21 protein-coding genes and 1 pseudogene are annotated in these 24,285 nt (G+C 60.9%); 9 read left to right on the top strand and 13 right to left on the bottom strand.

Features of this window, described 5'->3' with window-relative positions; all coding sequences use genetic code 11:
- Positions 1–114 precede the first annotated feature (114 nt).
- Both AC1Q8Q_RS00880 and AC1Q8Q_RS00875 read right to left on the bottom strand, forming a co-directional pair.
- Complete coding sequence (locus AC1Q8Q_RS00880; protein WP_020797059.1) at positions 115–648, bottom strand: DUF1003 domain-containing protein; 534 nt, start codon at positions 646–648, stop codon at positions 115–117.
- A gap of 124 nt (positions 649–772) precedes the next feature.
- Positions 773–1,384, bottom strand: a complete 612-nt coding sequence (locus AC1Q8Q_RS00875; RefSeq protein WP_083348344.1) for a TetR/AcrR family transcriptional regulator — start codon at positions 1,382–1,384, stop codon at positions 773–775.
- 215 nt (positions 1,385–1,599) lie between these two features.
- Between AC1Q8Q_RS00875 and AC1Q8Q_RS00870 the strand changes: the two genes are divergently transcribed.
- The gene (locus AC1Q8Q_RS00870; RefSeq protein WP_042955331.1) at positions 1,600–2,658 is read left to right on the top strand and encodes an MBL fold metallo-hydrolase; all 1,059 of its coding nucleotides are present in this window, start codon (positions 1,600–1,602) and stop codon (positions 2,656–2,658) included.
- 69 nt (positions 2,659–2,727) lie between these two features.
- On the opposite strand, the gene AC1Q8Q_RS00865 is transcribed toward AC1Q8Q_RS00870, so the two are convergent.
- The 11 genes and pseudogenes from AC1Q8Q_RS00865 to gap all read right to left on the bottom strand — a co-directional run bounded on the left by AC1Q8Q_RS00865 (position 2,728) and on the right by gap (position 14,145).
- Entirely contained in the window at positions 2,728–3,045 is a 318-nt protein-coding gene (locus tag AC1Q8Q_RS00865; protein ID WP_020797056.1) for a helix-turn-helix domain-containing protein, read from the bottom strand.
- A gap of 130 nt (positions 3,046–3,175) precedes the next feature.
- Positions 3,176–4,522 carry a CoA transferase gene (locus AC1Q8Q_RS00860; protein ID WP_489327578.1) on the bottom strand — a complete coding sequence of 449 codons (1,347 nt, stop codon included), beginning with the start codon at positions 4,520–4,522 and terminating at the stop codon, positions 3,176–3,178.
- Positions 4,523–4,568: 46 nt separating this feature from the next.
- Complete coding sequence (locus tag AC1Q8Q_RS00855; RefSeq protein ID WP_371259762.1) at positions 4,569–5,324, bottom strand: methyl-accepting chemotaxis protein; 756 nt, start codon at positions 5,322–5,324, stop codon at positions 4,569–4,571.
- 102 nt (positions 5,325–5,426) lie between these two features.
- Positions 5,427–6,434 (bottom strand): annotated as a pseudogene (locus tag AC1Q8Q_RS00850) (methyl-accepting chemotaxis protein); the annotation flags it as partial.
- Between the two features lie 474 nt (positions 6,435–6,908).
- Complete coding sequence (locus tag AC1Q8Q_RS00845; RefSeq protein WP_083348347.1) at positions 6,909–7,298, bottom strand: YbaN family protein; 390 nt, start codon at positions 7,296–7,298, stop codon at positions 6,909–6,911.
- A gap of 157 nt (positions 7,299–7,455) precedes the next feature.
- Positions 7,456–8,058 carry a biliverdin-producing heme oxygenase gene (locus AC1Q8Q_RS00840; protein ID WP_020797051.1) on the bottom strand — a complete coding sequence of 201 codons (603 nt, stop codon included), beginning with the start codon at positions 8,056–8,058 and terminating at the stop codon, positions 7,456–7,458.
- A gap of 112 nt (positions 8,059–8,170) precedes the next feature.
- Positions 8,171–10,735, bottom strand: a complete 2,565-nt coding sequence (locus tag AC1Q8Q_RS00835) for a TonB-dependent receptor (RefSeq protein ID WP_489327584.1) — start codon at positions 10,733–10,735, stop codon at positions 8,171–8,173.
- Between the two features lie 122 nt (positions 10,736–10,857).
- Positions 10,858–11,826: a FecR family protein gene (locus AC1Q8Q_RS00830; protein WP_033043401.1), complete on the bottom strand. Its 969-nt coding sequence runs from the start codon at positions 11,824–11,826 to the stop codon at positions 10,858–10,860.
- A gap of 101 nt (positions 11,827–11,927) precedes the next feature.
- A complete protein-coding gene (locus tag AC1Q8Q_RS00825; protein WP_020797048.1) occupies positions 11,928–12,446 on the bottom strand; it encodes an RNA polymerase sigma factor in 519 nt (172 codons plus the stop codon).
- Positions 12,447–12,523: 77 nt separating this feature from the next.
- The gene (locus tag AC1Q8Q_RS00820; RefSeq protein ID WP_020797047.1) at positions 12,524–12,988 is read right to left on the bottom strand and encodes a methylglyoxal synthase; all 465 of its coding nucleotides are present in this window, start codon (positions 12,986–12,988) and stop codon (positions 12,524–12,526) included.
- 155 nt (positions 12,989–13,143) lie between these two features.
- A complete protein-coding gene (gene gap, locus AC1Q8Q_RS00815; RefSeq protein ID WP_020797045.1) occupies positions 13,144–14,145 on the bottom strand; it encodes a type I glyceraldehyde-3-phosphate dehydrogenase in 1,002 nt (333 codons plus the stop codon).
- A gap of 220 nt (positions 14,146–14,365) precedes the next feature.
- Here gap and edd point away from each other — a divergent pair, with 220 nt between their 5' ends.
- The 8 genes from edd (at position 14,366) to AC1Q8Q_RS00775 (ending at position 24,282) form a co-directional block, all read left to right on the top strand.
- Positions 14,366–16,192 (top strand): phosphogluconate dehydratase, encoded by a 1,827-nt coding sequence (edd, locus tag AC1Q8Q_RS00810; protein WP_020797044.1) that lies wholly within the window; start codon positions 14,366–14,368, stop codon positions 16,190–16,192.
- Positions 16,189–17,139, top strand: coding sequence for a glucokinase (locus AC1Q8Q_RS00805; RefSeq protein WP_492614743.1), 951 nt, complete (start codon positions 16,189–16,191; stop codon positions 17,137–17,139). Before edd ends, AC1Q8Q_RS00805 begins: the two co-directional genes overlap by 4 nt.
- A 156-nt stretch (positions 17,140–17,295) precedes the next feature.
- Complete coding sequence (locus AC1Q8Q_RS00800; protein WP_020797042.1) at positions 17,296–18,027, top strand: response regulator; 732 nt, start codon at positions 17,296–17,298, stop codon at positions 18,025–18,027.
- A complete protein-coding gene (locus AC1Q8Q_RS00795) occupies positions 18,017–19,486 on the top strand; it encodes an ATP-binding protein (protein WP_492614742.1) in 1,470 nt (489 codons plus the stop codon). Before AC1Q8Q_RS00800 ends, AC1Q8Q_RS00795 begins: the two co-directional genes overlap by 11 nt.
- 218 nt (positions 19,487–19,704) lie before the next feature.
- Positions 19,705–20,964, top strand: coding sequence for a D-mannose isomerase (locus AC1Q8Q_RS00790; RefSeq protein WP_168757342.1), 1,260 nt, complete (start codon positions 19,705–19,707; stop codon positions 20,962–20,964).
- Between the two features lie 117 nt (positions 20,965–21,081).
- A complete protein-coding gene (locus AC1Q8Q_RS00785; RefSeq protein ID WP_492614741.1) occupies positions 21,082–22,380 on the top strand; it encodes an ABC transporter substrate-binding protein in 1,299 nt (432 codons plus the stop codon).
- Positions 22,381–22,535: 155 nt separating this feature from the next.
- Positions 22,536–23,444 (top strand): carbohydrate ABC transporter permease, encoded by a 909-nt coding sequence (locus tag AC1Q8Q_RS00780; RefSeq protein WP_033041184.1) that lies wholly within the window; start codon positions 22,536–22,538, stop codon positions 23,442–23,444.
- Entirely contained in the window at positions 23,437–24,282 is an 846-nt protein-coding gene (locus AC1Q8Q_RS00775) for a carbohydrate ABC transporter permease (protein ID WP_020797037.1), read from the top strand. The genes AC1Q8Q_RS00780 and AC1Q8Q_RS00775 overlap by 8 nt, the downstream gene beginning before the upstream one ends.
- Positions 24,283–24,285: the final 3 nt, after the last annotated feature.

Raw genomic sequence — 24,285 nt, 5'->3', positions numbered from 1 at the left:
CAGATGTTTACTGCGCTTTTGTGCACTGTCGCTGCTTTTGCTTTTCTTGCCCCCTCACACCTTGAGGCTGTCACAGGTTGACAGAGCGCTAGCTGAAGTTGCCGTAGGGGCCGATCACGTTTTTGGTTCATCCTTGCGCACCAGATGCTGATGCAATTCTGTGGTCAGGTTCTCGATGCGTTCGCTGAGGGTTTTGGTCATTTGCGTGAGGCGGGTGTTTTGCTCAAGCAGTTCCATCAGTTGTGCGGTGTTTTTCGCCGCTTCCGCCTGTCGTTCACTGTTGGCGATCGCCAGCGCTTCGCGGTGCTGCGCATCGGCATCGGATTGGGCTTTGTCCCGTGCGGCCTGGCGGGTCTGGGCCAACAGAATCAAAGGGGCGGCATAGGCCGCTTGCAGGCTGAAAGCCAGGTTAAGCAGGATGAACGGGTAGGCGTCGAAGTGGGTGAAGCCAAATAGATTCAGGCACATCCAGATCACCACGATCAGTGTTTGCGCACCCAGAAAAGTCGGTGTGCCGAAGAACCGCGCAAAGGCTTCGGCACGCAGGGCGAACTTGTCATTGCCAAAGGTTGGCGCCAGATGGGCATGTGCGCGATGGAACCGCAGGTGATCGACGGGGGCGGGGGCTTCGTTGCTCGAGGAGGTCATGATGCTCTCTGCAGGGCGCTAGGACTGAGATTCACTATAGCCTCAGCGCGAGTTTCATTCTGAAACACATACCCCCGTAAAAAACGCCGCGATCAATCGTTCGGCGCCGCCGTCGAATTGTCATTTATTGCAACTCGTAGCAGGCCAGGAACATGTCCAGCGCCGATTCCACCACAGTGCTCCGCATCTCGGCCGACAAGCCCGGTAACCCCATTGAGATCTGCGGCCAAAAGGCAAAGGACTTGAGCATTCCATAGACTTGTTGCGCGGCAAACGCCGGGTCGACCGCTTTCAAGCGTCCATCGGCCTGGGCAGCGCGAATCCACAGGGTCAGGTTTTCTTCGCGCTCACCCATCCGGGTCACCATGCTTTGCGCGCGCTCGGGAGAATGAATAGTGGCGGCTATGGCCACCCGCGCCAGGTCGAGCAGATTTTCATCGCTGAGCATCTGCAGTTTTGCCGTCAACAGGTGGTGCATCTGTTCACGCAAGGGCAGGTCGGGGCGGTAGGGTACTTCCTGTTCCGCCGTTACCCGGACCCACAACTGATTGAGGATTTCGGCGAACAGTTCTTCCTTGCTGGGGAAGTGGTTGTACACCGTGCGCTTGGACACCCCGGCGGTGGCGGCAATCTTGTCCATGCTGGTGATGTCGAAACCATTGGCACGGAACTCGACAATTGCCGCCTGAATGATGGCTTCGCGTTTACGGTCGGTGAGGCGCTGTGGAGCTGTCATAAATACGCTTCGGCAGGAAAAAAAGGAAAATTACACTCAGCAGTTTACTTGTCGACGGCTTTGCTGCAACCTTAAAACTACACTGTGCAGTGTAATGTTTTGTTAATCCTGCCCGGTAAAAGTAGAGTATTCGGCTGATGCGTGCGTGCCTTGGCCATTTATCGTCCCAAAACGAAAAATCGTGAAACGTGCGGTTTTTCTGGAGTCATTTCCTCATGGCCAAATCAACTCCCCCGGCGAACGGCACCTCCAGGCCTGAAGCTTCCCGACAGGCTCAAGGGCAGTTTCAAAACCACAGGCCGATACAGCATTTGAGCCTTGGCAAAACCCTGCGCATCCTCTGGAATGCGATGTTTCACAAACCACGCAACACCCGCCCGACGGCGCCTGTTCCAGTGCAACCGCTGACGCAAGCGGCATTGATGGCGGCGCCCAACCACAGCGTCTATCGCCTGGGCCATTCCACTCTACTGCTCAAGCTGCGGGACAGATTCTGGATTACCGACCCGGTGTTCGCCGAGCGTGCTTCCCCCGTGCAATGGGCCGGCCCCAAGCGTTTTCACCAGCCGCCGATCAGCCTCGACCAATTGCCGCCAATTGAAGCGGTGATCCTGTCTCACGATCACTACGATCATCTGGACTATCACGCAGTGCGTAAACTGGCCGACAAGGCCAAGTACTTCCTCACTCCGTTGGGGGTGGGCGACACCCTGATCAAATGGGGTATCGACGCCAGTAAAATCCGCCAACTGGACTGGTGGCAGGGTACCGAGGTGGAGGGTATCCAGTTCGTTGCCACCCCCTCGCAGCACTTTTCCGGTCGCGGCCTGTTCGACGGCAACAGCACCCTCTGGGCCTCTTGGGTGATGATCGATGGCGATACGCGGATCTTCTTCAGTGGCGACAGTGGATACTTTGACGGCTTCAAACGCATCGGCGAACAATACGGCCCTTTCGACCTGACCCTCATGGAAACCGGCGCCTACAACGTCGACTGGCCCCATGTGCACATGCAGCCTGAGCAGACCCTCCAAGCCCATCTCGACCTCAAGGGGCGCTGGCTGCTACCGATTCACAATGGCACCTTCGATTTGTCGATGCATGCCTGGTACGAACCCTTCGACCGCATCCTGGCCCTGGCCTGGGAGCGCAATGTATCGATCACCACGCCACGGATGGGCGAGGCATTCAATGTGCTGGCTGCCAAGCGTGGCATTGCGTGGTGGTATGAAGTTGAAGAGCAGGTCTACCAGAACCAACAAAGCCTCGGGTGAAGCATCTACAAAAAGAGGCGAGCATTCCTGGATGGATCAGGTCGTAGCTCCAGTATTGAAGTTGCGACCTTATTCAACCATTGCAAAATCCGCCCGCCCCACCGGATTCGGCGTAGACCCTTGCACATTCATCCCTCTACCCGGCGCAAACCCCGGGAAGAACACCAGCCCCTCCGATTCAAGCCGATACGCCAATGCCAGGCGGGTGACATCCAGCACCTCCTGCCGCGCCTCGAAGCGCTCAATGGCTTGCACCGAAACCCCGGCTTCGCGGGATAACGTTTCCACGCTCCAGCCCAGCATCGCTCGGGCCTGGGCGCAGTGGGCCGGGGTGAACTGGAAGAGGGCGATACGTTCCAGGGTGATTTTCATCGCTTGAGAGGCCATGGGGTTCTCCGGGCTCGAGAGTGTTGAATTCAAATATACTGTGTTTTTGTACAGTTGTTTTCGCTCCGGATCAAACGCATTTTTCGATTTTAGCTATTTCCCGCCCATGGCCAGACGGAAGGTCGCGGGGTCACCACTGCGCGCGATGTGCTCCCAGTTCAGATGCCGCAAGCGTCCACTGCAGTGGGGTCCCGGTGATTTTCAGCGGCACGTGCAAGCGATGCGCCGGGCCCCATGGCGTTTGCTCGACCAGCATGCCCTGATCGTGCTCATCCTCGGCCCGTAATGGCGTGTTGCTGCCGGGACCATTTTCGATCAACAGTTTTGCCGTACGCGCCAATGACAATCGCGCCGAACCACCCTGTCCGCTGTTCAAGCGTTCTGCCAACAACTTGATCGCGCTGGCCGCCATCAAATACCCGGTGGCATGATCGAGCGCCTGCAACGGCAAGGGCGTCGGTTTCTCCGCTTGGGTGAGGTGCATCCCCGCGTCAGCGATGCCGCAGCTCATCTGCACCAGGCTGTCGAAGCCGCGGCGGTTCTGCCACGGGCCACTCCAGCCGTAGGCGTTGAGGCAAACGTCGATCAGGCCAGGGAACCGTTGCTGGCGTTCGGCGGCACCATAGCCCAGACGCTCCAGGGCATCGGCGCGGTAACCGTGGATCACGATGTCGGCGTCCTTGAGCAGGCTTTCGAATACCAATCGATCGGTTTTATCGTGCAGATCCAGGCGTGCGCAACGCTTGCCCAGTGTCATTTCCGGCACTACGCCCGGCTCGTTCCAGGAGAGTGGGTCGATGCGCAGCACATCAGCGCCCAGGCCCGCGAGAAAACGGCTGGCGACGGGGCCAGCAAGCACGCGGGTCAAGTCCAGCACCTTGATGGCAGCCAGTGGTCGCGCCACCGAACCTTGCCAGGGTGTGCCGGGTCGGTTGTGGCCGGCGATGAATTGAATCAGCGGTTCGGCGTTGACCGCGAGTCCTTGCGCATGGACCTGCCATTGGTCCCAGCTGCGCATTTCGGCGGCACAGCCACCGGCCTCGACCACGGCCTGTTCCAGATCACTCTTGGCCCATTGCGCCACTTTGCTGGCCATCGCCTTGCGGTCGACGCAGGCGCCCAACACCGATTCGGCGGCGGCGCGGTGATGGGGCGCATTGGTGTGCAGGCGGATCCAGCCATCTTTGGTGGCGTAGTCACCGGCGATCGGGTCCCACAGCGGTGGTACGTTCCAGCCTAGCGGGCGGATCGAGCTGGAGAACCAGAATGACGCCAGGCGCCGGTCGACTTCCAGGCCTGGCAAGCGACCGGTTTGCTGGTGCAACAATTCGCTGACAGCCTGGCCGGCGGCGGCGATGCTGGCGCAAGCCAGGTCGGTAACGGCAAACACCGAGGGCAGGGCGCCGCTGGAGGTGAACGCAACAGGGGTGTGCGGCATGCCGAGTTCGGCTTGAATGGACGTGAGTAAATCATTCATCGACGGGCCCTCCGGAACGAGAGCCCGAGCATAAATCAAAAAACCTTTACACCCTGAACTGATCCATCAGTTTCATCTGCTGGGTGGTCAGGGCATTGAGCTGGCTGCTGATCTGCGCCGATTCGGTGGCTTGTCCGGTCAGGGTTTCGGTGACGGTACGAATCGCCGAAACGTTGCGGTTGACCTCTTCAGCCACGGCGCTTTGCTGTTCGGCGGCGCTGGCGATCTGCAGGTTCATGTCGCTGATCACCGTGACCGCGTCGCTGATTTTGCCCAGGGCCTGGACCGCTTGCTGGATCTGCCCGGCGTTGCTGTGGGCCTGGGTCTGGCTTGAGTGCATGGTGGCGACCACGCCGCGGGTGCCGCTCTGGATGCGTTCGATCACCAGGCGAATTTCTTCCACCGAGTCCTGGGTGCGCTTGGCCAGGTTGCGCACTTCGTCGGCGACCACCGCAAAACCGCGACCGCTCTCGCCGGCACGGGCGGCTTCGATCGCCGCGTTGAGCGCCAGCAGGTTGGTCTGTTCGGCGATGCTGCGGATGACTTCCAATACCGAACCGATCTGCTCGCTGTTGACCGCCAATGCCTCGACTTCAGTCACGGCCTTACTGACTTCGTCGGCCAGTTGATTGATGTCGCGGGTGCTGCGCTCGATGATCTGCATGCCATCGCGGGCCGACTGATCGGCACCCTTGGCCGCGTTGGCGGCGTTCGACGCGCTGTTGGCGACGTCGTGGGCGGTGGCGCTCATTTCATTGGACGCAGTGGCGACCTGGTCGATTTCGCGAAATTGCACCTGCATGCCTTCGCTGGTCTGGCGCGCGATTTCCGAAGACTGGTCGGCGGTGCCGCGGGCATCGGTGATGCTCTGCTTGATCTGCGCGATGGTCGGCTGCAGCTTGTCGAGGAAACGATTGAACCAGTTGACCAGTTCGCCCAGTTCGTCCCGCTTGCCGTAGTTCAGGCGCTGGGTCAGGTCGCCGTCGCCACTGGCTATCGCCTTGAGCATTTGCGCCACGCTGTTGATCGGCCGGGTCACGCCCGAGGCGGTCAGCCACATCAGCAGCAGGCCAATCAGGCCGGCAATGATCGCCACGCCCACCGCTTTGATCGTGCCGCTCTGCTGGGCGTCATCGAGTACCGCTTGCAGTTTTACCGAATCGGCCAGCAGCACTTGCCTGGGCAGGTCGATCACCACGGCCCACGCCTTGGCGTCGGCAATCGGACTGACCGGGTACACCGCCCGAATCAGGTCGCCCTGTTGGAGAATCTTCGGCGCACCGCTGGCAAGCAATTGCAAGATGTCCTTGCCGTCCGCACCCAGGGTGTCACCGATGCTCTTGCCTACCTTCGTCGGATCGACGCTGTACGCCGCCACCACGCCGGTGCCGGAAACGATCAGCATGTGGCCGGCGTTGTTGAACAACTCACGCTGGGAGTCGACCGCCGCTGCTTGCAGCGCGTCGAGGGCGATGTCGATACCGACCACGCCGATGGACTTGCCATCCACCAGCAGCGGTACGGAAATGGTGGTCATCAACACTTCCTTGCCGCCAACGGTATCGGCATAAGGGTCGAGCAGGCAGGTGCGCTTGCTGTCCCGAGGGCAGGTGTACCAGACGTTGTAGGGCGTGCCGCTGAGGTTCAGGGTGGTCTTGGTCATGTCCTCCTCGACCATGATCGTGTTCAGCGCTTCGCCCCCGGCACGGCTCCAGTAAGTGGCGAAGCGTCCGGCTTCGTTGGATTGGCGGGCCGCGTCATTGACGAAATCGCTGTCCTTGCCGTCCAGGCCATTGGGTTCGAATGCCAGCCAGATGCCCAGCACTTTACCGTTGCGTTCGAAGGCGGTTTTCAGGCTCTGGTTCAACTCTTCACGCAGGGCGCCGGGCTCAAGCGACCGCTTGGCGGCCATGTTGCGCATGTCCTTGATCTGGTCCGCCAGGGCGGTCACCACGGTCTGGGTTTCAGCAAACGTCTTCTGCATCCGCACCCCTTGCTCGGCGGCCTTGGCTTGCAGCAGGTTCTGTACGCTCTCGGTGAGCATCCTGCTACTGGAAGCGCTGACCAGTTCATCGTTCTGATTGGTCTGGTAGAGGTTCATGCCCACTATCGAGGCGACCACGCCAAGCAGGCACAGACCGGACAGCAGGACGATTTTCAGGCGGATGGACAGTGAGTCGAACATAGGGCGAGCTCGCGAATGGATGAGGGGGCGGCTGTGAGCCATTGCGGCTCGACACGCCAAATCCATTTAGCGCCATTCAATGCACATCGGCCTGGGGCACAGATTGCATGAGCGCGCGTCCGACGAACGGTCGTGGTTAAACGTTTGCGCGGAAAAATATGCCGAAAAGTGGATAAAAAACGGAGAAAGTCGCGGCGACCTCTAAGGTTGTCGCGCCAGTGACTCCGGTCGCGACCAGATCCACAAATTGCCCAGGCCCATCCCGGTAATTGCCAGGTAGATCGGCCAGCCGTGATCGAGCATGACCAGCATCAGCGTGGCGCACAGCAGCATGCTGACGGTGGCGCTGACCTTGGCCCGGCGCGCGATGATCTTGCCGTTGCGCCAGTTACTGAGAATAGGGCCGAACAGCCGATGATTGTCCAGCCAGGCACTCAAGCGCGGCGAGCTTCGGGTGGCAGCCCAGGCGGCCAGCAGGATGAATTCGGTGGTCGGCAGGCCGGGTATGACGATGGCGACCAGGCCGATGGCGAGGCTGACATAGGCCAGCAGGCCGAAGAGGAGGCGGGCGAGTTTGGAGGAGGCAGGCATGGGCTCTGTTGGCATGAGGCGGGTCGGGATCTTACAGACTTGCTCGGTCCATTGTGGGAGCGAGCCTGCTCGCGAATGCGGTGTGTCATTCGACATAAACGTCGCATGTGCTGACCTCTTCGCGAGCAGGCTCGCTCCCACAGGGGAGGGTGTTTCTTCAGGCAAGTTCTGGGGCGTAAGCCTGTTCCAGCAACACCGTGAAGCGGTTGAAGGCATCGATGGCGCCTTTGTCCAGCTCGGCTTCTTCCTGGGCGCTGAGCTCCAGTTCATCGAGGGTCTTGACGAAGTTTTTCCAACCTTGCGCACGACCACCGGCCGGTTCGCCAAGGTGACGGGCACCGAGGGTCTCGCTCAGGCCGAGGCCCACGGCACGCTTGAGCAAAAACGCTGCGCCCAGCTTCGAGCCTTCGGAGACGAAGAGCCAGCCCATGGCCTGGGCCTTGGTCGGGTTTTGCAGTGCGCCTGCAACCGGCGCCGGCACCTCGGTGTCAAGGTCCGCCAGGTCCGCCTTCGCCGCCTCGGCACGGCAACGGGCTGGCAGGTCCGGAACGACGGCTGTCAGTTCGGCATCGTTGTATAGCGCCACCAGTTCCGACTGGAACAGGTATTGCGCTACCACGAAGCGGGCGAAATTGGCCTGGGTTTCAAAGGGGGCATGGGCTTTGACCAATGCATCGAGCTTGCTGTGCGGCTCGTTGGTGACCTGGTTCAAGCGTTGCGAGCGCAGGGTGGGGCGTTGGGCGGTGTCCTGGGTGGTCATGGCAGATCCTTGGGAAAGAAGAGGCGCTTGGTAACGAGACGAATGAGCAGGTGCATGACAGTAAAAAATCCTCATCGGGCGGCTGTTACAGCGCCCGGTGAGGTGCACGGGGTCAGATATCCCACACCAGATTGATCGCGAAATTGCGTCCAGGCTGGGTCAGGCGATCGAGGTTGGCGGGCTGTGTCACCGAGGCTTCGCCGACGCTGTCGTAGCCGCGTACGTCATCCCACTGCCAGTACTTTTTGTCGGTCAGGTTGTACAGGCCGGCATTCACGGTCAGGTCGTCGGTCACCTTGTAGAAACCCGCCAGGTCGAGCACGCCGTAACCCGGTGTCTTGAACTGCGTGCTGGTGCCGTCCGGGGTGTTGAAGCTGGTGCTGTCGACCCGGGTCTTGCGTTTGACCAGGGTCCAGCTCAGCAATGTGCCGTACTTGTCCTGGTCATAGCCCAGACCGAATACGCCGGTCAGCGGGTTGATGCTGTTAAGCGGTTCGCCGCTGTCATCGTTGCGACCATACAGGTAGGCCACCGAGCCCTGTGTATAGAGGCCGCTTGGCGCGCCGAAGGCATCCAGGTTCAAGCGCCCCTTGAACTCCATGCCCTTGATGGTGGCGTGCTTGATGTTGTTGCTCTGGAAAGTGGTCTCGGTGTAGCCGGGAGTAATGGCGTTCTCGTCGATGAAGTCGCGATATTTGTTGTAGAACACCGCGATATCGAAAGTACCGGCCTCGAACTGCCCGCGCAGGCCGGTTTCATAACTCTTGCTCTTTTCTGGTTCGAGGTCGGGATTGGGCGCGACCTGATACCCGCCAGCCAGGTTTTCGAAGCGACCATAGAGAGCCTTGGCGGTCGGCGTGCGGAAGCCTTCAGCGTATTGGCCGTACCAGGTGTAGTTGTCATCGAAGCGGTAGGTCGTGCCGAATTTCGGTGACAGGCGATGCCAGGTTTTTTCGTCGTCGTTCACCTCACCGTTGCCGCTCTGGTCGGCAGTGGCCAGGAACTCTTTGGTCAGGTGCGGCTTGAGCTGGGTGTAGTCGTAGCGCAGGCCGGGCACGAAGGTCCAGTTGTTCCAGGCGATCTGGTCCTGGGCGAACAGGCTGTAGGTGTTGATGGTCGGATCCGGAAAATCACTGGCCGGGGTCAAAGTGTCGGCAGCGCTCGCAGCACCCATGACGCGGCAAGCACCGGCCACGGTCAGGCAGGTGCCGCTACCGGTGCGCAGGCCGGTGACTTTGTCCTGCTTGATAGTGGTGCCATAAGTGATCGCATGGTCGGTGTCGGCAATGGCAAACGCCTTGTCAGCCTGGGCATCGAATACCCATTGGCGATCCTTGTAGGTGGTATCGCGGTGACGCAGCACCGTGCGTGACGGTGCGTAGATTTCTTCGGTGCGCTGGTCGGTCTTGGCAATCTGGTAATTCAACGTCCACTTGATGTTGTCAGCCAGGAGGCTGTCCACAGCGAAACGGTGATCCAGGCCGAAGCGCTCGCGGGTGATGGTGTCGTTGCCGGTGCGCGATTTGTAGAAGCCGAAGCCGCGTCCTGCGTTGAACGGGCCACCCACGGCGCTTAGCTGATTGGTGTCGCGATCGTCCTTGTAGTGCTCGTAAGTCAAGCCGAAGCGCGCATCGTCGGCGTAGTTCCAGTCGAGCTTGGCCAGCACGTTGGTGGTGCGCACGTCCTCGGGGTTGGCTTCGGTGCGGTCCAGGCCGGTTCCACCGGTTTCGCCATGGGACTGCGTTTCGTGGCCATTGCGCTGGCTCAGGTGCAGCAAGCCGTCGAAGTCGCCGGTGCGACCGGCCACGGTGCCGGAGGTGAGCCAGCTTTCATCGGCCGAGCTGTAGCCGGTCTTCAGGCGAGCACCGACGTCCTGGCCTGGCTTGATGATGTCGTCCGGGTCCAGCGTGTAGTAGCTGACCGCGCCACCAATGGCGCTGCTGCCGTACAGCACCGAAGCCGGGCCGCGCAGTATTTCCACGCGCTTGACGATTTCCGGGTCGACATAGTTGCGGTTGGTCTGGGCGTACGGACCATTGAAGAAACCATCGGGCACCTGGACTCCGTCGACCTGGGTCAGCACGCGGTCACCGTCGATACCGCGGATGTTGTAGCCGGAAAGGCCCGCGCGGGTACCGGTGCCGCCTACCGATACACCCGGTTCGTAGCGCACCAGATCCTTGATGCTGTTGACGTTGTTGCGGTCGAGTTCCTCGCGGGTGTGGACGGTGACGGTGCTGGGCACGCTGCTCACGTCCTGTTCCTGGCGCGTGGCGCTGATGGTCACCTGTTCCAGATTCAGGGTCCCGGCGCTGCTTCGGCGCTCCAGCACGATGTTGTTGTTGCCGAGTTTGCGATAGCTCAGGTTGGTCCCCACCAACAGGCGATCCAGGGCTTTTTCCGCTGGCAGCGATCCGCGCACGCCCGGTGAGTCCATCCCTTGCGCCAGTTCGGCTGAAAAGCCGACCTGCCAGCCGGTCACTGCGGTGAACGAATTGAGTGCCGACACCAGCGACTGTGGCGCAATGGCGAATGCGTAATCGCCCATTTTGCGCGCCGACTGTTCAGGGGCCGTGGCGGCCATGACGGGCACAGCACCGGCCATCAGAATGGCGGCGGTCAGCAGCGACAGTACGCAAGAAGGTGAACTAACTGGGCGGGTAAGGCGAGAGGACATCGATAGCGCTCCGTGTCGCACGAATCTTTATAGGTGCTGATTGGCATTTAGAGATGCGAATCAATTGCATTGGCTATAACGAGACGTACGAGGTTCAGCTATCGAGTAAAAATAATTCTCATTTAGTTCAAGATGACCAGCGCCGGGTATTCCTTGAGCTGTGCCGAGGCAATGTGAGCCAGCGAGCGGACCACGTCCAGCGGCTGGTCGAGACGATAATTTCCGGTCACGGCAACATTCGCCAACTGCTCATTGTTGTTGATGATCCAGCCCGGATAGTAGCGACGCAGCTCTGCCAGCACCTGGCTCAGCGGGCAGTTTTCAAACACCAGGCGACCCTGGACCCAGGCCAGGTCAGTGGCCGCATCCAGTTTGGCCGGCTGGTCGAAACCATTGGGGCCGATGCGGATGCTTTCCCCGGCTGTCAGGCGCACCCTCGCATCGTCGTCGCCGGTAGCGCGCAAGTCGACATCCCCGCGCTGCACTCGAACTTGGGTTACGCCGTCGAGGTAACGCACGGCAAATGCCGTATCGCGAACACTCGCGGTAACCAGGCCCGCGTCAATTTCCAACGGCAGACCGCGATGCGGCTGCACGTCGAAAAACGCCTCGCCCTGATACAGGCGGGCCACGCGCTTCTGGTCGTTGATGGTGCTGGAAAACGCCGAGTTGGTATTGAGCAGGACTTTCGAGCCGTCCTCCAGTTGCAGGCGCTGGCGTTCACCGACCACGGTCAGGTGATCGGCCTGCAGGCGCATCGGCAGATTGCTGAAGCTGAACAACCCGAGGATCAGCACGGCGGCGGTGGCCAAGGGTCTCCAGTGCGGGCGCAGACGCGACAGCGCAGTGACTTTGACTGGGCTCGATGCCAGTTTTTGCGCGCATTGCGTGACTTGCGCACCGTTCCATATCGCCTGCGCCCTGGCGAACGCCTCGGCGTGCGCAGGGTCTGCCGCGAGCCATTGGTGGAACTGGCGGGTCTGTTCTTCGCTCGGGCTGTCCAACACGATCAGCCAGTCCAGGGCCTGGTCCATCGCCTCGGCTGTGGCCTGCGCCGGTGAGGGCGAAGGGGCGCGGTGGGTGTCCGTCACGGTGTTTCCTCGGCGTGTCTGTGCACGGCTGTTTTTTTAGTGAAGCGCAAAAGAGGGCCAAGGGTAGCCCTGATGAACAAGGTCGTCGAGCCGCGGGTGGCTCAGTGGCCTTTCGACCGGTCGGCGACGCCGATGCAGATGGTCATGATCAACTTCAGCTCCTTCTGCACGGTACTGAGTGAGACGCCGAGTTTCTCGGCAATCTCCAGATAGCTATGGCCGTGCAGGCGGCTGAGGATGAAAATTTGCTGCTGGCGGGAGCTGAGTTGACTGAGGCGCACATTCAAACGCTCGAGCAATTGTTCGGCATGGGCGGCGTCCTCGGCACTGCTGGCGGGGGCGGCGATGCTGTCCACCACGTCCGGTGGCACGTCATCGACCATGGTGCGCGAGTGGATGCGCCGCGCGCGCAAATGGTCCAGTGCCAGGTTGCGGGCAGTCTGGAAAACGAAGGGTTCCAGGTGATCGATGGCCCGCTCGCCGAGTGCACGGCTCACCCGCAGGTAAGTCTCCTGCAAGAGGTCTTCGGCGGTGCTGTGATTGTTGACCATCCGCTCCAGCGTGCGCAGCAGAGAGATTCGCTGGGAGATGAAGACGTCGTTGAAACGCGATTGACTCACGGGAGGACCTGATCCATTTCGAGTGAATGATAATGCTTATCATCCGCTCGAATGGTCAAGCCTTGATTTGTGAAGGGCTACGCCCGACCCTGCAGATACATGGGGTAATCCGGAATCCGATGCCCGTGTGCCTGATCCATCAGCGGGCTGCTGAGCAGGTAGTCGGCGCTGCATTCATTGCACGCCACCGGAATGTTCCAGACCGCTGCGACCCGTAGCAATGCCTTGATGTCGGGGTCGTGTGGCTGAGGTTCGAACGGGTCCCAGAAGAACACCAGCATGTCGACCCGTTGCTCGGCGATTCGCGCGCCGAGCTGTTGGTCTCCGCCCAATGGGCCGCTGATCATGCTCTCCACCGGCAGGTCGAGACGTTGTTGCAATAACAAACCGGTGGTGCCGGTGGCGACCAGTTCATGTTGCGCGAGCCGGTCTTTCTGCCGTTCGGCCCAGTCCAGCAAAAACACTTTGCAGTGGTCATGGGCGACCAGGGCGATACGCTTGCGCGCGGCCATGGTTTTTTGGGTAAACGTAATGCCGATCATGGGTACAGCTCCAAAGCTTTATGCGTCCTGTGTAGGAGCTGCCGCAGGCTGCGATCTTTTGATCTTGTTTCTAAAAAACAAAATCAAAAGATCGCAGCCTGCGGCAGCTCCTACAGGATTGCGTCAACGCGGAACGAGTCGTCGTAATTCGTCGCTTATTCGGCGTTGCACAGCGCCAGGCAGTTATCGAGCATGCGGTTGGAGAAGCCCCATTCGTTGTCGTACCAGGCCAGCACCTTGAGCAGCTTGCCGCTGGACTTGGTGTGGTTGGCGTCGAAGATCGACGACAGCGGGTTATGGTTGAAGTCGCTGGAGACCAGCGGCAAGGTGTTGTAGCCGAGAATTTTCGAGTGCTGGCTGGCTTGCTTGAGCAGTGCATTGACCTCTTGTGCGCTGGCTTCTTTTTTCAGCTGCACGGTCAGGTCGACCAGGGATACGTTGATCACCGGCACGCGCACCGCCATGCCCGTCAATTTGCCCGCCAGTTCCGGCAGCACCAGGCCGACCGCTTCAGCCGCACCGGTCTTGCTCGGGATCATGTTCTGCGTGGCCGAACGGGCGCGGTACGGGTCGGTGTGGTAGACGTCGGTCAGGTTCTGGTCGTTGGTGTAGGCATGGATGGTGGTCATCAGGCCACTTTCGATGCCCAGTTCGCGGTGCAGCACCTGGGCCACCGGGGCCAGGCAGTTGGTGGTGCACGAGGCGTTTGAAATAATCTGGTGCGACTGGCGCAGAATGTCGTGGTTGACCCCATATACCACGGTGGCGTCGGCACCCGTGGCCGGGGCCGAGATAATCACTTTGCGTGCACCGGCCGTAATATGCGCGGCGGCTTTGGCGCGGTCGGTGAACAGACCGGTACATTCGAACACCACATCAATCTTTTCCGCGGCCCAGGGCAAGTCGGCCGGATTGCGAATGGCGCTGACCGCGATACGGTCGCCGTTGACGGTCAGGCTTTCCTGATCATGCTGGACATCGGCGTCGAACGTGCCGTGAACCGTGTCGTACTTGAGCAAATGCGCATTGATTGCGCTGTCACCCAGGTCGTTGATGGCGACGATCTGCAGATCCTGGCGATAGCCTTGGGTATAGAGTGCTCGGAGGACGTTGCGACCAATACGGCCAAAACCATTGATTGCGATTCGTAGAGTCATTTGTCAGCGCCGCCGTCGTTTTGTTGTTGGAATTACAAGATTATTCGCAAAAAAATAGAAAACAAGCCTTTTTAATGGCAATATTTTCTTCAATCTACAACGAGTGACCTGAATCAACTGGTCCGAATGGTCAGAAAAGCCGTCTGTCATCCCATCGACACCGGTGTTTGATCAGCATAGACAATCAGGTCGCCACATCCGTTAGCCTGGAGTTCTACACATGCATCCCCGCGTACTTGAGGTCACCGAACGGCTTATCGCCCGCAGCCGCGCCACGCGTGAGGCTTACCTTGCACTGATCCGTGATGCCGCCAGCGACGGTCCGATGCGCGGTAAGCTGCAATGCGCCAACTTCGCCCACGGCGTGGCCGGTTGCGGCAGCGACGACAAGAACAGCCTGCGGATGATGAACTCCGCCAACATCGCAATTGTTTCGTCATATAACGACATGCTCTCGGCGCACCAGCCGTACGAAGTCTTCCCGGAGCTGATCAAGAAAGCCCTGCGCGAAATCGGTTCCGTCGGCCAGTTCGCCGGCGGCACCCCGGCCATGTGCGATGGCGTGACCCAGGGCGAGCCGGGCATGGAACTGAGCCTGCCGAGCCGTGAAGTGATCGCGCTGTCCACCGCCGTGGCGCTCTCGCACAACATGTTCGATGGCGCGCTGATGCTCGGCATCTGCGACAAGATCGTCCCGGGCCTGATGATGGGCGCGCTGCGCTTCGGCCATCTGCCGATGATCTTCGTGCCGGGCGGGCCGATGGTGTCGGGTATTTCCAACAAGCAGAAAGCCGACGTGCGCCAGCGCTACGCCGAAGGCAAGGCCAGCCGTGAAGAGCTGCTGGAGTCGGAAATGAACTCCTACCACAGCCCTGGCACCTGCACCTTCTACGGCACCGCCAACACCAACCAGTTGCTGATGGAAGTCATGGGCCTGCATTTGCCGGGCGCTTCCTTCGTCAACCCGAACACGCCACTGCGCGACGCCCTGACCCGCGAAGCGGCGCACCAGGTGACGCGCATTACCAAACAGAACGGCGACTACCTGCCGATCGGTGAAATCGTCGACGAGCGTTCGCTGGTCAACTCCATCGTTGCCCTGCACGCCACCGGCGGCTCGACCAACCACACCCTGCACATGCCGGCGATTGCCATGGCGGCGGGCATCCAGTTGACCTGGCAAGACATGGCCGACCTCTCCGAGGTCGTGCCGACCCTGAGCCACGTCTACCCGAACGGCAAGGCCGACATCAACCACTTCCAGGCTGCGGGCGGCATGTCGTTCCTGATCCGCGAACTGCTGGACGCCGGGTTGCTCCACGAAAACGTCAACACCGTGCTGGGCCACGGATTGCGCCGCTACACCATGGAACCGTTCCTCGATAACGGCGAACTGGTCTGGCGCGAAGGCATCACCGAAAGCCTCGACGAAAGCATCCTGCGTCCGGTTGCCCGGGCGTTCTCGCCGGAGGGCGGCCTGCGTGTGATGGAAGGCAACCTCGGTCGCGGCGTGATGAAGGTGTCGGCCGTGGCATTGGAAAACCAGATCGTCGAAGCGCCGGCCATGGTGTTCCAGGATCAGCAAGACCTGGCTGATGCGTTCAAGGCCGGTTTGCTGGAGAAGGATTTCGTCGCGGTGATGCGTTTCCAGGGCCCGCGTTCCAATGGTATGCCGGAATTGCACAAAATGACGCCGTTCCTCGGCGTGCTGCAGGATCGCGGCTTCAAGGTTGCCCTGGTCACTGACGGGCGCATGTCCGGCGCGTCGGGGAAAATCCCGGCGGCCATCCACGTCAGCCCCGAGGCCTACGTGGGTGGGCCTTTGGCGCGGGTGCAGGAGGGCGATATCATCCGCGTCGATGGCGTCAAAGGCACCCTGGAGCTTAAGGTGGACGCCGAAGAATTCGCAGCGCGCACGCCGGCCAAGGGCCTGTTGGGCAACAACATCGGCACCGGTCGCGAACTGTTTGGTTTCATGCGCATGGCCTTCAGCTCGGCAGAGCAGGGGGCCAGCGCCTTCACTTCTGCCCTGGAGACGCTTAATTGAAACTGGCTTTGGTCGGTGACATCGGTGGCACCAACGCACGGTTCGCGTTGTGGAAAAACCAGCAGCTGGAATCGGTCCAGGTGCTGGCGACGGCCGACCATGCCAGCCCGGAAGAGGCCATCAGCCTCTACCTGGACGGGCTGGGCCTGGCGCCGGGTGCGATCGGTTCGGTGTGCCTGTCGGTGGCAGGCCCCGTGAGCGGCGACGAATTCAAGTTCACCAACAATCACTGGCGCCTGAGCCGCAAGGGTTTTTGCCAGGCCTTGCAGGTGGATCAACTGCTGTTGGTCAACGATTTCTCGGCCATGGCCCTGGGCATGACGCGTTTGCAGCCGGGCGAATTCCGCGTGGTCTGCGAAGGCACGCCGGAGCCGTTGCGCCCGGCGGTGGTCATTGGCCCGGGCACGGGTTTGGGTGTCGGCACCCTGCTAGATCTCGGGGAAGGGCGTTTTGCCCCGCTGCCGGGGGAGGGCGGTCACGTCGATCTGCCGCTGAGCAGTCCGCGCGAGACTCAACTGTGGCAGCAGATCTTCAACGAGATCGGACATGTCAGCGCCGAAACGGCATTGAGCGGCGGCGGCTTGCCCCGAGTCTATCGGGCGATCTGTGCGGTGGACGGCCACGAGCCGGTGCTCGACACGCCAGAAGCGATTACGGCTGCCGGTCTGGCGGGTGATCCGATTGCAATGGAAGTACTCGAGCAATTCTGCTGCTGGCTCGGTCGCGTGGCGGGCAACAACGTGCTGACCACCGGTGCGCGTGGTGGCGTGTACATCGTTGGCGGGGTGATTCCACGCTTTGCCGATTTCTTCCTCGAAAGTGGGTTCGCCCGGTGCTTTGCCGACAAGGGGTGCATGAGCGATTACTTCAAAGGGATACCGGTGTGGCTGGTGACGGCGCCGTATTCGGGGCTGGTTGGCGCGGGTGTGGCGCTGGAGCAGGCATAAGACCGCGTCGTGCCATTCGCGAGCAGGCTCGCTCCCACAGGATCGCCGATAATCTTGTGGGAGCGAGCCTGCTCGCGAAGAGGCCCGCACAGACACCAAAGATTTACGCTCAATCAGGCATAATCCGCCCAATTCAAACAACAAGGACGCCGCCCCGTGAGCTCAGTCAACAAGTCGATTTTGTTGGTCGATGACGATCAAGAGATACGCGAGTTGCTGGACACCTACCTGACCCGCGCCGGGTTCCAGGTGCGTACCACGCCCGATGGAGCGGGCTTTCGCCAGGCCCTCAACGAGGCCCCCAGCGACCTGGTGATCCTTGACGTGATGCTGCCGGACGAAGACGGTTTCAGCCTGTGTCGCTGGATTCGCCAGCACCCGCGCCAGTCGCAGGTGCCGATCATCATGCTCACCGCCAGTTCCGACGAGGCCGACCGGGTCATCGGCCTGGAACTGGGCGCCGACGACTACCTAGGCAAACCTTTCAGCCCTCGCGAATTGCAAGCACGCATCAAGGCTTTGCTGCGCCGGGCGCAGTTCGGTCAGGAGCGCTCCGGCAGCGAAGTGCTGGCCTTCGATGACTGGCGCCTGGACATGGTCAGCCATCGCCTGTTTCACATCGATGGCGAAGAGGTGATTCTGTCCGGTGCCGATTTCGCCCTGTTGAAGCTGTTTCTCGACCATCCGCAGGAAATCCTCGACCGCGACACGATTGGCAACGCCACCCGTGGCCGCGACTTGATGCCTCTGGATCGCATCGTCGACATGGCGGTCAGTCGCTTGCGCCAACGCCTGCGCGATACGGAAAAACCACCGCGACTGATTCGCACCGTACGGGGCAGCGGTTATCAGTTGGCAGCCAGTGTGGTTGCCTCCAATGGTCACTGATTTCTTGCGCAAGCTGGCCGGCCGCGTGCCGGTGCCACGCTCGCTGCTCGGGCGCATGTTGTTGCTGACGCTACTCGCGGTGTTGTTCGCCCAGGCATTGTCGAGCGTGATCTGGGTTTCCCAACTGCGTGCGACCCAGCTTGAAGGCCTGGTCACCAGTGCGCGCAGCCTCGCTCACTCGATGAACGCCAGCGTCAGTTACCTGCGCTCGTTGCCGGTGGCGTACCGCCCGTTGGTGCTCGACCAGTTGCGCAGCATGGGCGGCACGCGTTTCGTGGTGACGCTCAATGACAAACCCCTGGGCATGGAAGTGCTGCCGATCACCCCGCGCAAGGAGGCGGTGATCAACGCGGTGGACGAAGTGCTGCGCCAGTCCCTGGGGCAGGACACCGACATCTCGGTGACCTTTGTCAGCCCCGAAGACCTGCGGATCTTCAATGGCGGTCTCAAGCTCGACGAACTGCCGCGTTCCTGGGCGCACTACGCATTGACCCTGGAACCGGTGAACCCGCCGGTGCTGGTCACGCAGATCCAGATGGCGCCGGGGGAATGGCTGTACATCGCCTCGCTGCTGCCCGAACCCTACACCAGCCTCGAAGAGCAGGGTCTGCCGGCGCAGCAAGTGTGGTTCATCGTCCTCACCAGCGGTTTCCTGCTGTTGTTCATCGGCCTGCTGGTGCACTGGCAAAGCCGGCCGCTCAAGCGCCTGGCGCGGGCGGCGCGCGACCTGTCGCTGGGTGCCGACGTCGAGCCGGTGGCCGAAGGTGGCGGCAGTGAAGTGGTCGAGGTCGGCCGCGCCTTCAACACCATGCGCGAACGGATCAGCCGTTACCTGACCGAACGCAGCCAGTTGTTCAGTGCGATTTCCCACGACCTGCGCACGCCCATCACCCGTTTGCGACTGCGCGTCGAGTTGTTGGAAGACGAAAAGCTGCAAGCCAAGTTCGGTCGCGATCTGGATGAGCTGGAGCTGCTGGTCAAGGGCGCACTGCAGTGTGTGAAAGACACCGACATCCACGAGAACATCGAACCGGTGGACCTCAATCATGTGCTCGAGTGCCTGGTGGAGCCGTACCTGTCGCCCACCGGTAACGGTCGCGTGACCCAGGAAGGCCGTGCCCTGGCGGCCTATCCGGGCAAACCGCTGGCGCTCAAGCGTTGCATTGGCAACCTGATCGACAACGCCCTGAAGTACGGCCAGAACGCCCACCTGCACATCGACGATGACGACAGCGCCTTCGTCCTGCATGTAGACGATGAAGGACCGGGGGTTCCCGAACAGCGGCTGGAGCAGGTGTTCGAGCCGCACTTTCGCTTGGCTGGGCAGCAGCAGGGGTATGGGTTGGGCTTGGGGATTGCGCGCAACATTGCCCATAGTCATGGCGGTGAAGTGAGTTTGCAGAATTTGCGCGAGGGCGGTTTGCGGGTGACCCTGCAATTGCCTCGTAGTGTTGATTAGGGATACCGCGTCATCGTTCTTCGCGAGCAGGCTCGCTCCCACAGGAATCGGTGGTGACTTTGTGGGAGCGGGCTTGCTCGCGAAGGCGCCAGGCCATTCAGTACATCCTTCAAGGTAAATGTCACAGCTTGGTGACATAACTCCCCCCCTTCGTTACAAGCCCGCCATCGCCCGTTGTTTAGACTGCCCCTCAGTCATAACAACAAAAAAGGCACCCCATGGACTCCTCTCAACCCGCCTTCAGCAGTTGGCTGAACGCCCCCGCCCACCAGCAATGGCTCGCCGCCGAAGGCTTGCGGCTGCTGGCATTTGCCAAGGCTTCGAAGCTCCCCGAGGGCTTCGGCAACCTTGATGAAAAGGGCCGCTTGCCGGGCGACGCGCAAGCACAAACCATGAACACCGCGCGTATGACCCACAGCTTCGCCATGGCGCACATCCAGGGCCTGCCGGGTTTTGCCGAGCTGGTGGATCACGGCATCCGGGCCCTGCGCGGGCCGTTGCGCGATGCCGTGCACGGCGGTTGGTTCGCGGTTGCCGAACACCGCGACGGCAACACCGGCAAAAATGCCTATCTTCATGCCTTCGTGGCCCTGGCCGCCAGTTCCGCGGTGGTTGCACAACGGCCCGACGCGCAAGCCTTGCTCGATGACGCGGTCGACATCATCGACACGTACTTCTGGAGTGAGGAGGAGGGCGCCATGCGCGAATCCTTCAATCGCGACTTCAGCTGCGAGGAAGCCTATCGCGGCGCCAACAGCAACATGCACGCCACCGAAGCCTTCCTCGCCCTGGCCGATGTCAGCGACGACAAGCGCTGGTTGTGCCGCGCCCAGCGCATCGTCGAGCGGGTGATTCATGGCCGCGCCGCCGCCAACGGCTTTCTGGTGATCGAACATTTCGACCGCGACTGGCAGCCCCTGCGCGAGTACAACCGCGACAACCCGGCCGACGGTTTCCGCCCCTACGGCACCACGCCAGGCCACGGTTTCGAATGGGCCCGATTGCTCTTGCATCTGGAAGCCGCGCGTGTGCACGCCGGCATGCTCACGCCGGGATGGTTGCTCACCGACGCGCAAAAACTCTTCGAACAGAACTGCGTGCACGGCTGGGAGATCGATGGCGCACCGGGCATGGTCTACACCCTCGACTGGGACAACAAGGCGGTGGTTCGCCATCGCCTGCACTGGACCCATTGCGAAGCCAGCGCCGCTGCCAGTGCCTTGCTCAAGCGCACGGGCGATGAGCAGTACGAACGCTGGTACCGACTGTTCTGGGAATTTTGTGAGTGTCATTTCATCGACCGTGAATGCGGCAGCTGGCACCACGAACTCGACCCATTGAACCGCCCCAGCGGCGATATCTGGGCGGGCAAACCCGATCTCTATCATGCCTGGCAAGCGGTGCTGATCCCGCGCCTGCCGCTGGCGCCGAGCATGGCCAGTGCGCTGGCAGCGTTGTCCCAGAGCGTTTCCATGTAACCATGCGGTGACATTCGCGCGTCCCTTCGTTACCTGCGAAGGGACTTCCCCTGTTTAAACTCCTCTGCAGCGCAAGCACCAGACTTGCATGCATAACAACAAGAAAGGTACTTATCGATGAATGCGATTTCTCGCCTCGCTACTGTCATTTCTCTCGTCTCCCTGTCTGCGCTCCCTCTCAGTGTGCTTGCCGCCGAATCCAAGGGTTCCGTGGAAGTCGTTCACTGGTGGACGTCGGGTGGTGAAAAAGCAGCGGTCGATGTCCTCAAGGCTCAAGTCGAAAAAGATGGCTTCACCTGGAAGGATGGCGCAGTCGCCGGTGGTGGCGGTTCCACGGCCATGACCGTGCTCAAGAGCCGCGCTGTAGCGGGTAACCCGCCGGGCGTTGCCCAGATCAAGGGGCCGGACATCCAAGAGTGGGGCAGCACTGGCCTGCTCAGTACCGAAACGTTGAAAGACGTCGCCAAGTCGGAAAACTGGGACAGCCTGCTGCCTGTGAAAGTCTCCGACACCGTGAAATACGAAGGCGATTACGTCGCCGTGCCGGTGAACATCCACCGCGTCAACTGGCTGTGGATCAACCCGCAAGTATTCAAGAAAGCCGGGATCGAGAAAGCGCCAACCACCCTCGAAGAATTCTATGCCGCTGGCGACAAGCTCAAGGCCGCCGGCTTCATCGCGCTCGCCCACGGTGGCCAGCCTTGGCAGGACAGCACCGTGTTTGAAGACGTGGTGCTCTCGGTCATGGGCGCCGACGGTTACAAGAAAGCCCTGGTAGACCTGGACCAGAAAACCCTCTCGGGCGCCGAGATGACCAAGGCCTTCACCGAGCTGAAAAAAATCACCACCTACATGGACCCGAACCGCGCCGGTCGTGACTGGAACATCGCCGCCGCCGACGTGATCAACGGCAAGGCCGGCATGCAGATGATGGGCGACTGGGCCAAGAGCGAATGGACCGCGGCGAAGAAAGTCGCGGGCGAGGACTACCAGTGCGTGGCGTTCCCGGGCACGGAAAAAGCCTTCACCTACAACATCGACTCCATGGCTGTGTTCAAGTTGAAAGCTGATCGCAAGGGCGATATCGCCGCGCAGCAAGACCTGGCCAAGGTCGCCCTGGGTAAAGATTTCCAGAAAGTTTTCAGCATCAACAAGGGCTCGATCCCGGTGCGTACCGACATGTTGAACGACATGGCTGGCCAGGGCTTCGATTCCTGCGCCCAAGCGGCGGCCAAGGACTTCCTGGCGGACGAGAAAAACGGCGGCCTGCAACCGAGCATGGCGCACAACATGGCCACCTCCCTGGCCGTTCAAGGCGCGATCTTCGACGTCGTCACCAACTTCATGAACGACAAGGACGCCGACCCGGCCAAGGCCAGCGCCCAACTGGCTTCCGCGGTCAAAGCGGCCCAGTAATCCCTGACACCGAGCACCCCTCTGTGGGAGCGAGCCTGCTCGCGAACGCGGTCTGACATTCAGAAATGATGTCGACTGAAACACCGCCTTCGCGAGCAGGCTCGCTCCCACAAGGGATCACTGTGTCGATCATTTCTCTAACCTGGATTATCCCGATGAGCTCTGTGGCGGTTTTCAGCAAAGCCTCACCGTTCGATGCGCTGCAACGCTGGTTACCCAAGTTGGTACTCGCGCCGAGCATGCTGATCGTGTTGGTTGGCTTCTACGGTTACATCATCTGGACATTCATACTGTCCTTTACCAACTCCAGCTTCATGCCGACCTACAAGTGGGTCGGCCTGCAGCAATACATGCGCCTGATGGACAACGACCGCTGGTGGGTCGCGAGCAAGAACCTGGCGCTGTTCGGCGGCATGTTCATCGGCATCAGCCTGGTGCTGGGCGTGTTCCTCGCCGTGCTGCTGGACCAGCGCATCCGCAAGGAAGGCTTCATCCGCACCGTCTACCTGTACCCGATGGCGCTGTCGATGATCGTCACCGGTACCGCGTGGAAATGGCTGCTCAACCCAGGGCTCGGCCTGGACAAGATGCTGCGTGACTGGGGCTGGGAAGGCTTTCGCCTGGACTGGCTGGTGGATCAGGATCGCGTGGTCTACTGCCTGGTGATCGCCGCAGTGTGGCAAGCCTCCGGCTTCGTGATGGCGATGTTTCTGGCCGGCCTGCGCGGTGTCGATCAATCGATCATCCGTGCCGCGCAAGTCGACGGTGCGAGCCTGCCGACCATCTACCTGAAGATCGTGCTGCCGAGCCTGCGCCCGGTGTTCTTCAGCGCCTTCATGATCCTTGCGCACATCGCGATCAAGAGCTTCGACCTGGTGGCGGCGATGACCGCTGGTGGCCCCGGATACTCGTCCGACCTGCCGGCGATGTTCATGTATTCCTTCACCTTCAGCCGTGGCCAGATGGGCATCGGTTCGGCCAGCGCCATGCTGATGCTCGGCGCCGTGCTGACCATCCTCGTGCCGTACCTGTACTCCGAGCTGCGAGGCAAGCGACATGACTAATCAACTCGCAAAACCAGGCATCAGCTTCAGCCGCATCGCCATCTACGCCACCCTTTTGCTGGCCGCGGCGGTGTACCTGATCCCGCTGGTGGTGATGCTGCTGACCAGCTTCAAGACTCCGGAAGACATCCGCACCGGCAACCTGTTGAGCTGGCCGACCGTGATCGACGGCATCGGCTGGATCAAGGCCTGGGACGTGGTCGGTGGCTACTTCTGGAACTCGGTGAAAATCACCGTGCCAGCGGTACTGATCTCGACCTTCATCGGCGCCATGAACGGTTATGTGCTGTCGATGTGGCGCTTCCGTGGTTCGCAATTGTTCTTCGGCCTGTTGCTGTTCGGTTGCTTCCTGCCGTTCCAGACCGTGCTGCTGCCGGCGTCGTTCACCCTCGGCAAGTTCGGCCTGGCGAACACCACGACGGGGCTGGTGCTGGTGCACGTGGTCTACGGTCTGGCGTTCACCACGCTGTTCTTCCGTAACTACTACGTGAGCATTCCGGATGCGCTGGTCAAGGCCGCGCGGCTCGACGGCGCGGGCTTCTTCACGATCTTCTGGAAGATCCTGCTGCCGATGTCGATCCCGATCGTGATGGTCTGCCTGATCTGGCAGTTCACCCAGATCTGGAATGACTTCCTGTTCGGCGTGGTCTTCGCCAGTGGCGATGCCCAGCCAATTACCGTGGCCCTGAACAACCTGGTCAACACCAGCACCGGGGCCAAGGAATACAACGTTGATATGGCCGCCGCGATGATCGCCGGGCTGCCGACACTGCTGGTCTACATATTCGCTGGCAAGTATTTCCTGCGTGGGCTGACGTCCGGCGCGGTCAAGGGGTAGAAC

Source organism: Pseudomonas sp. GW823-FHT06B06, from assembly GCF_058795195.1.
The sequence above is the reverse complement of the archived record's forward strand: the minus strand, read 5'-3'. Positions and strand labels throughout refer to the sequence as shown.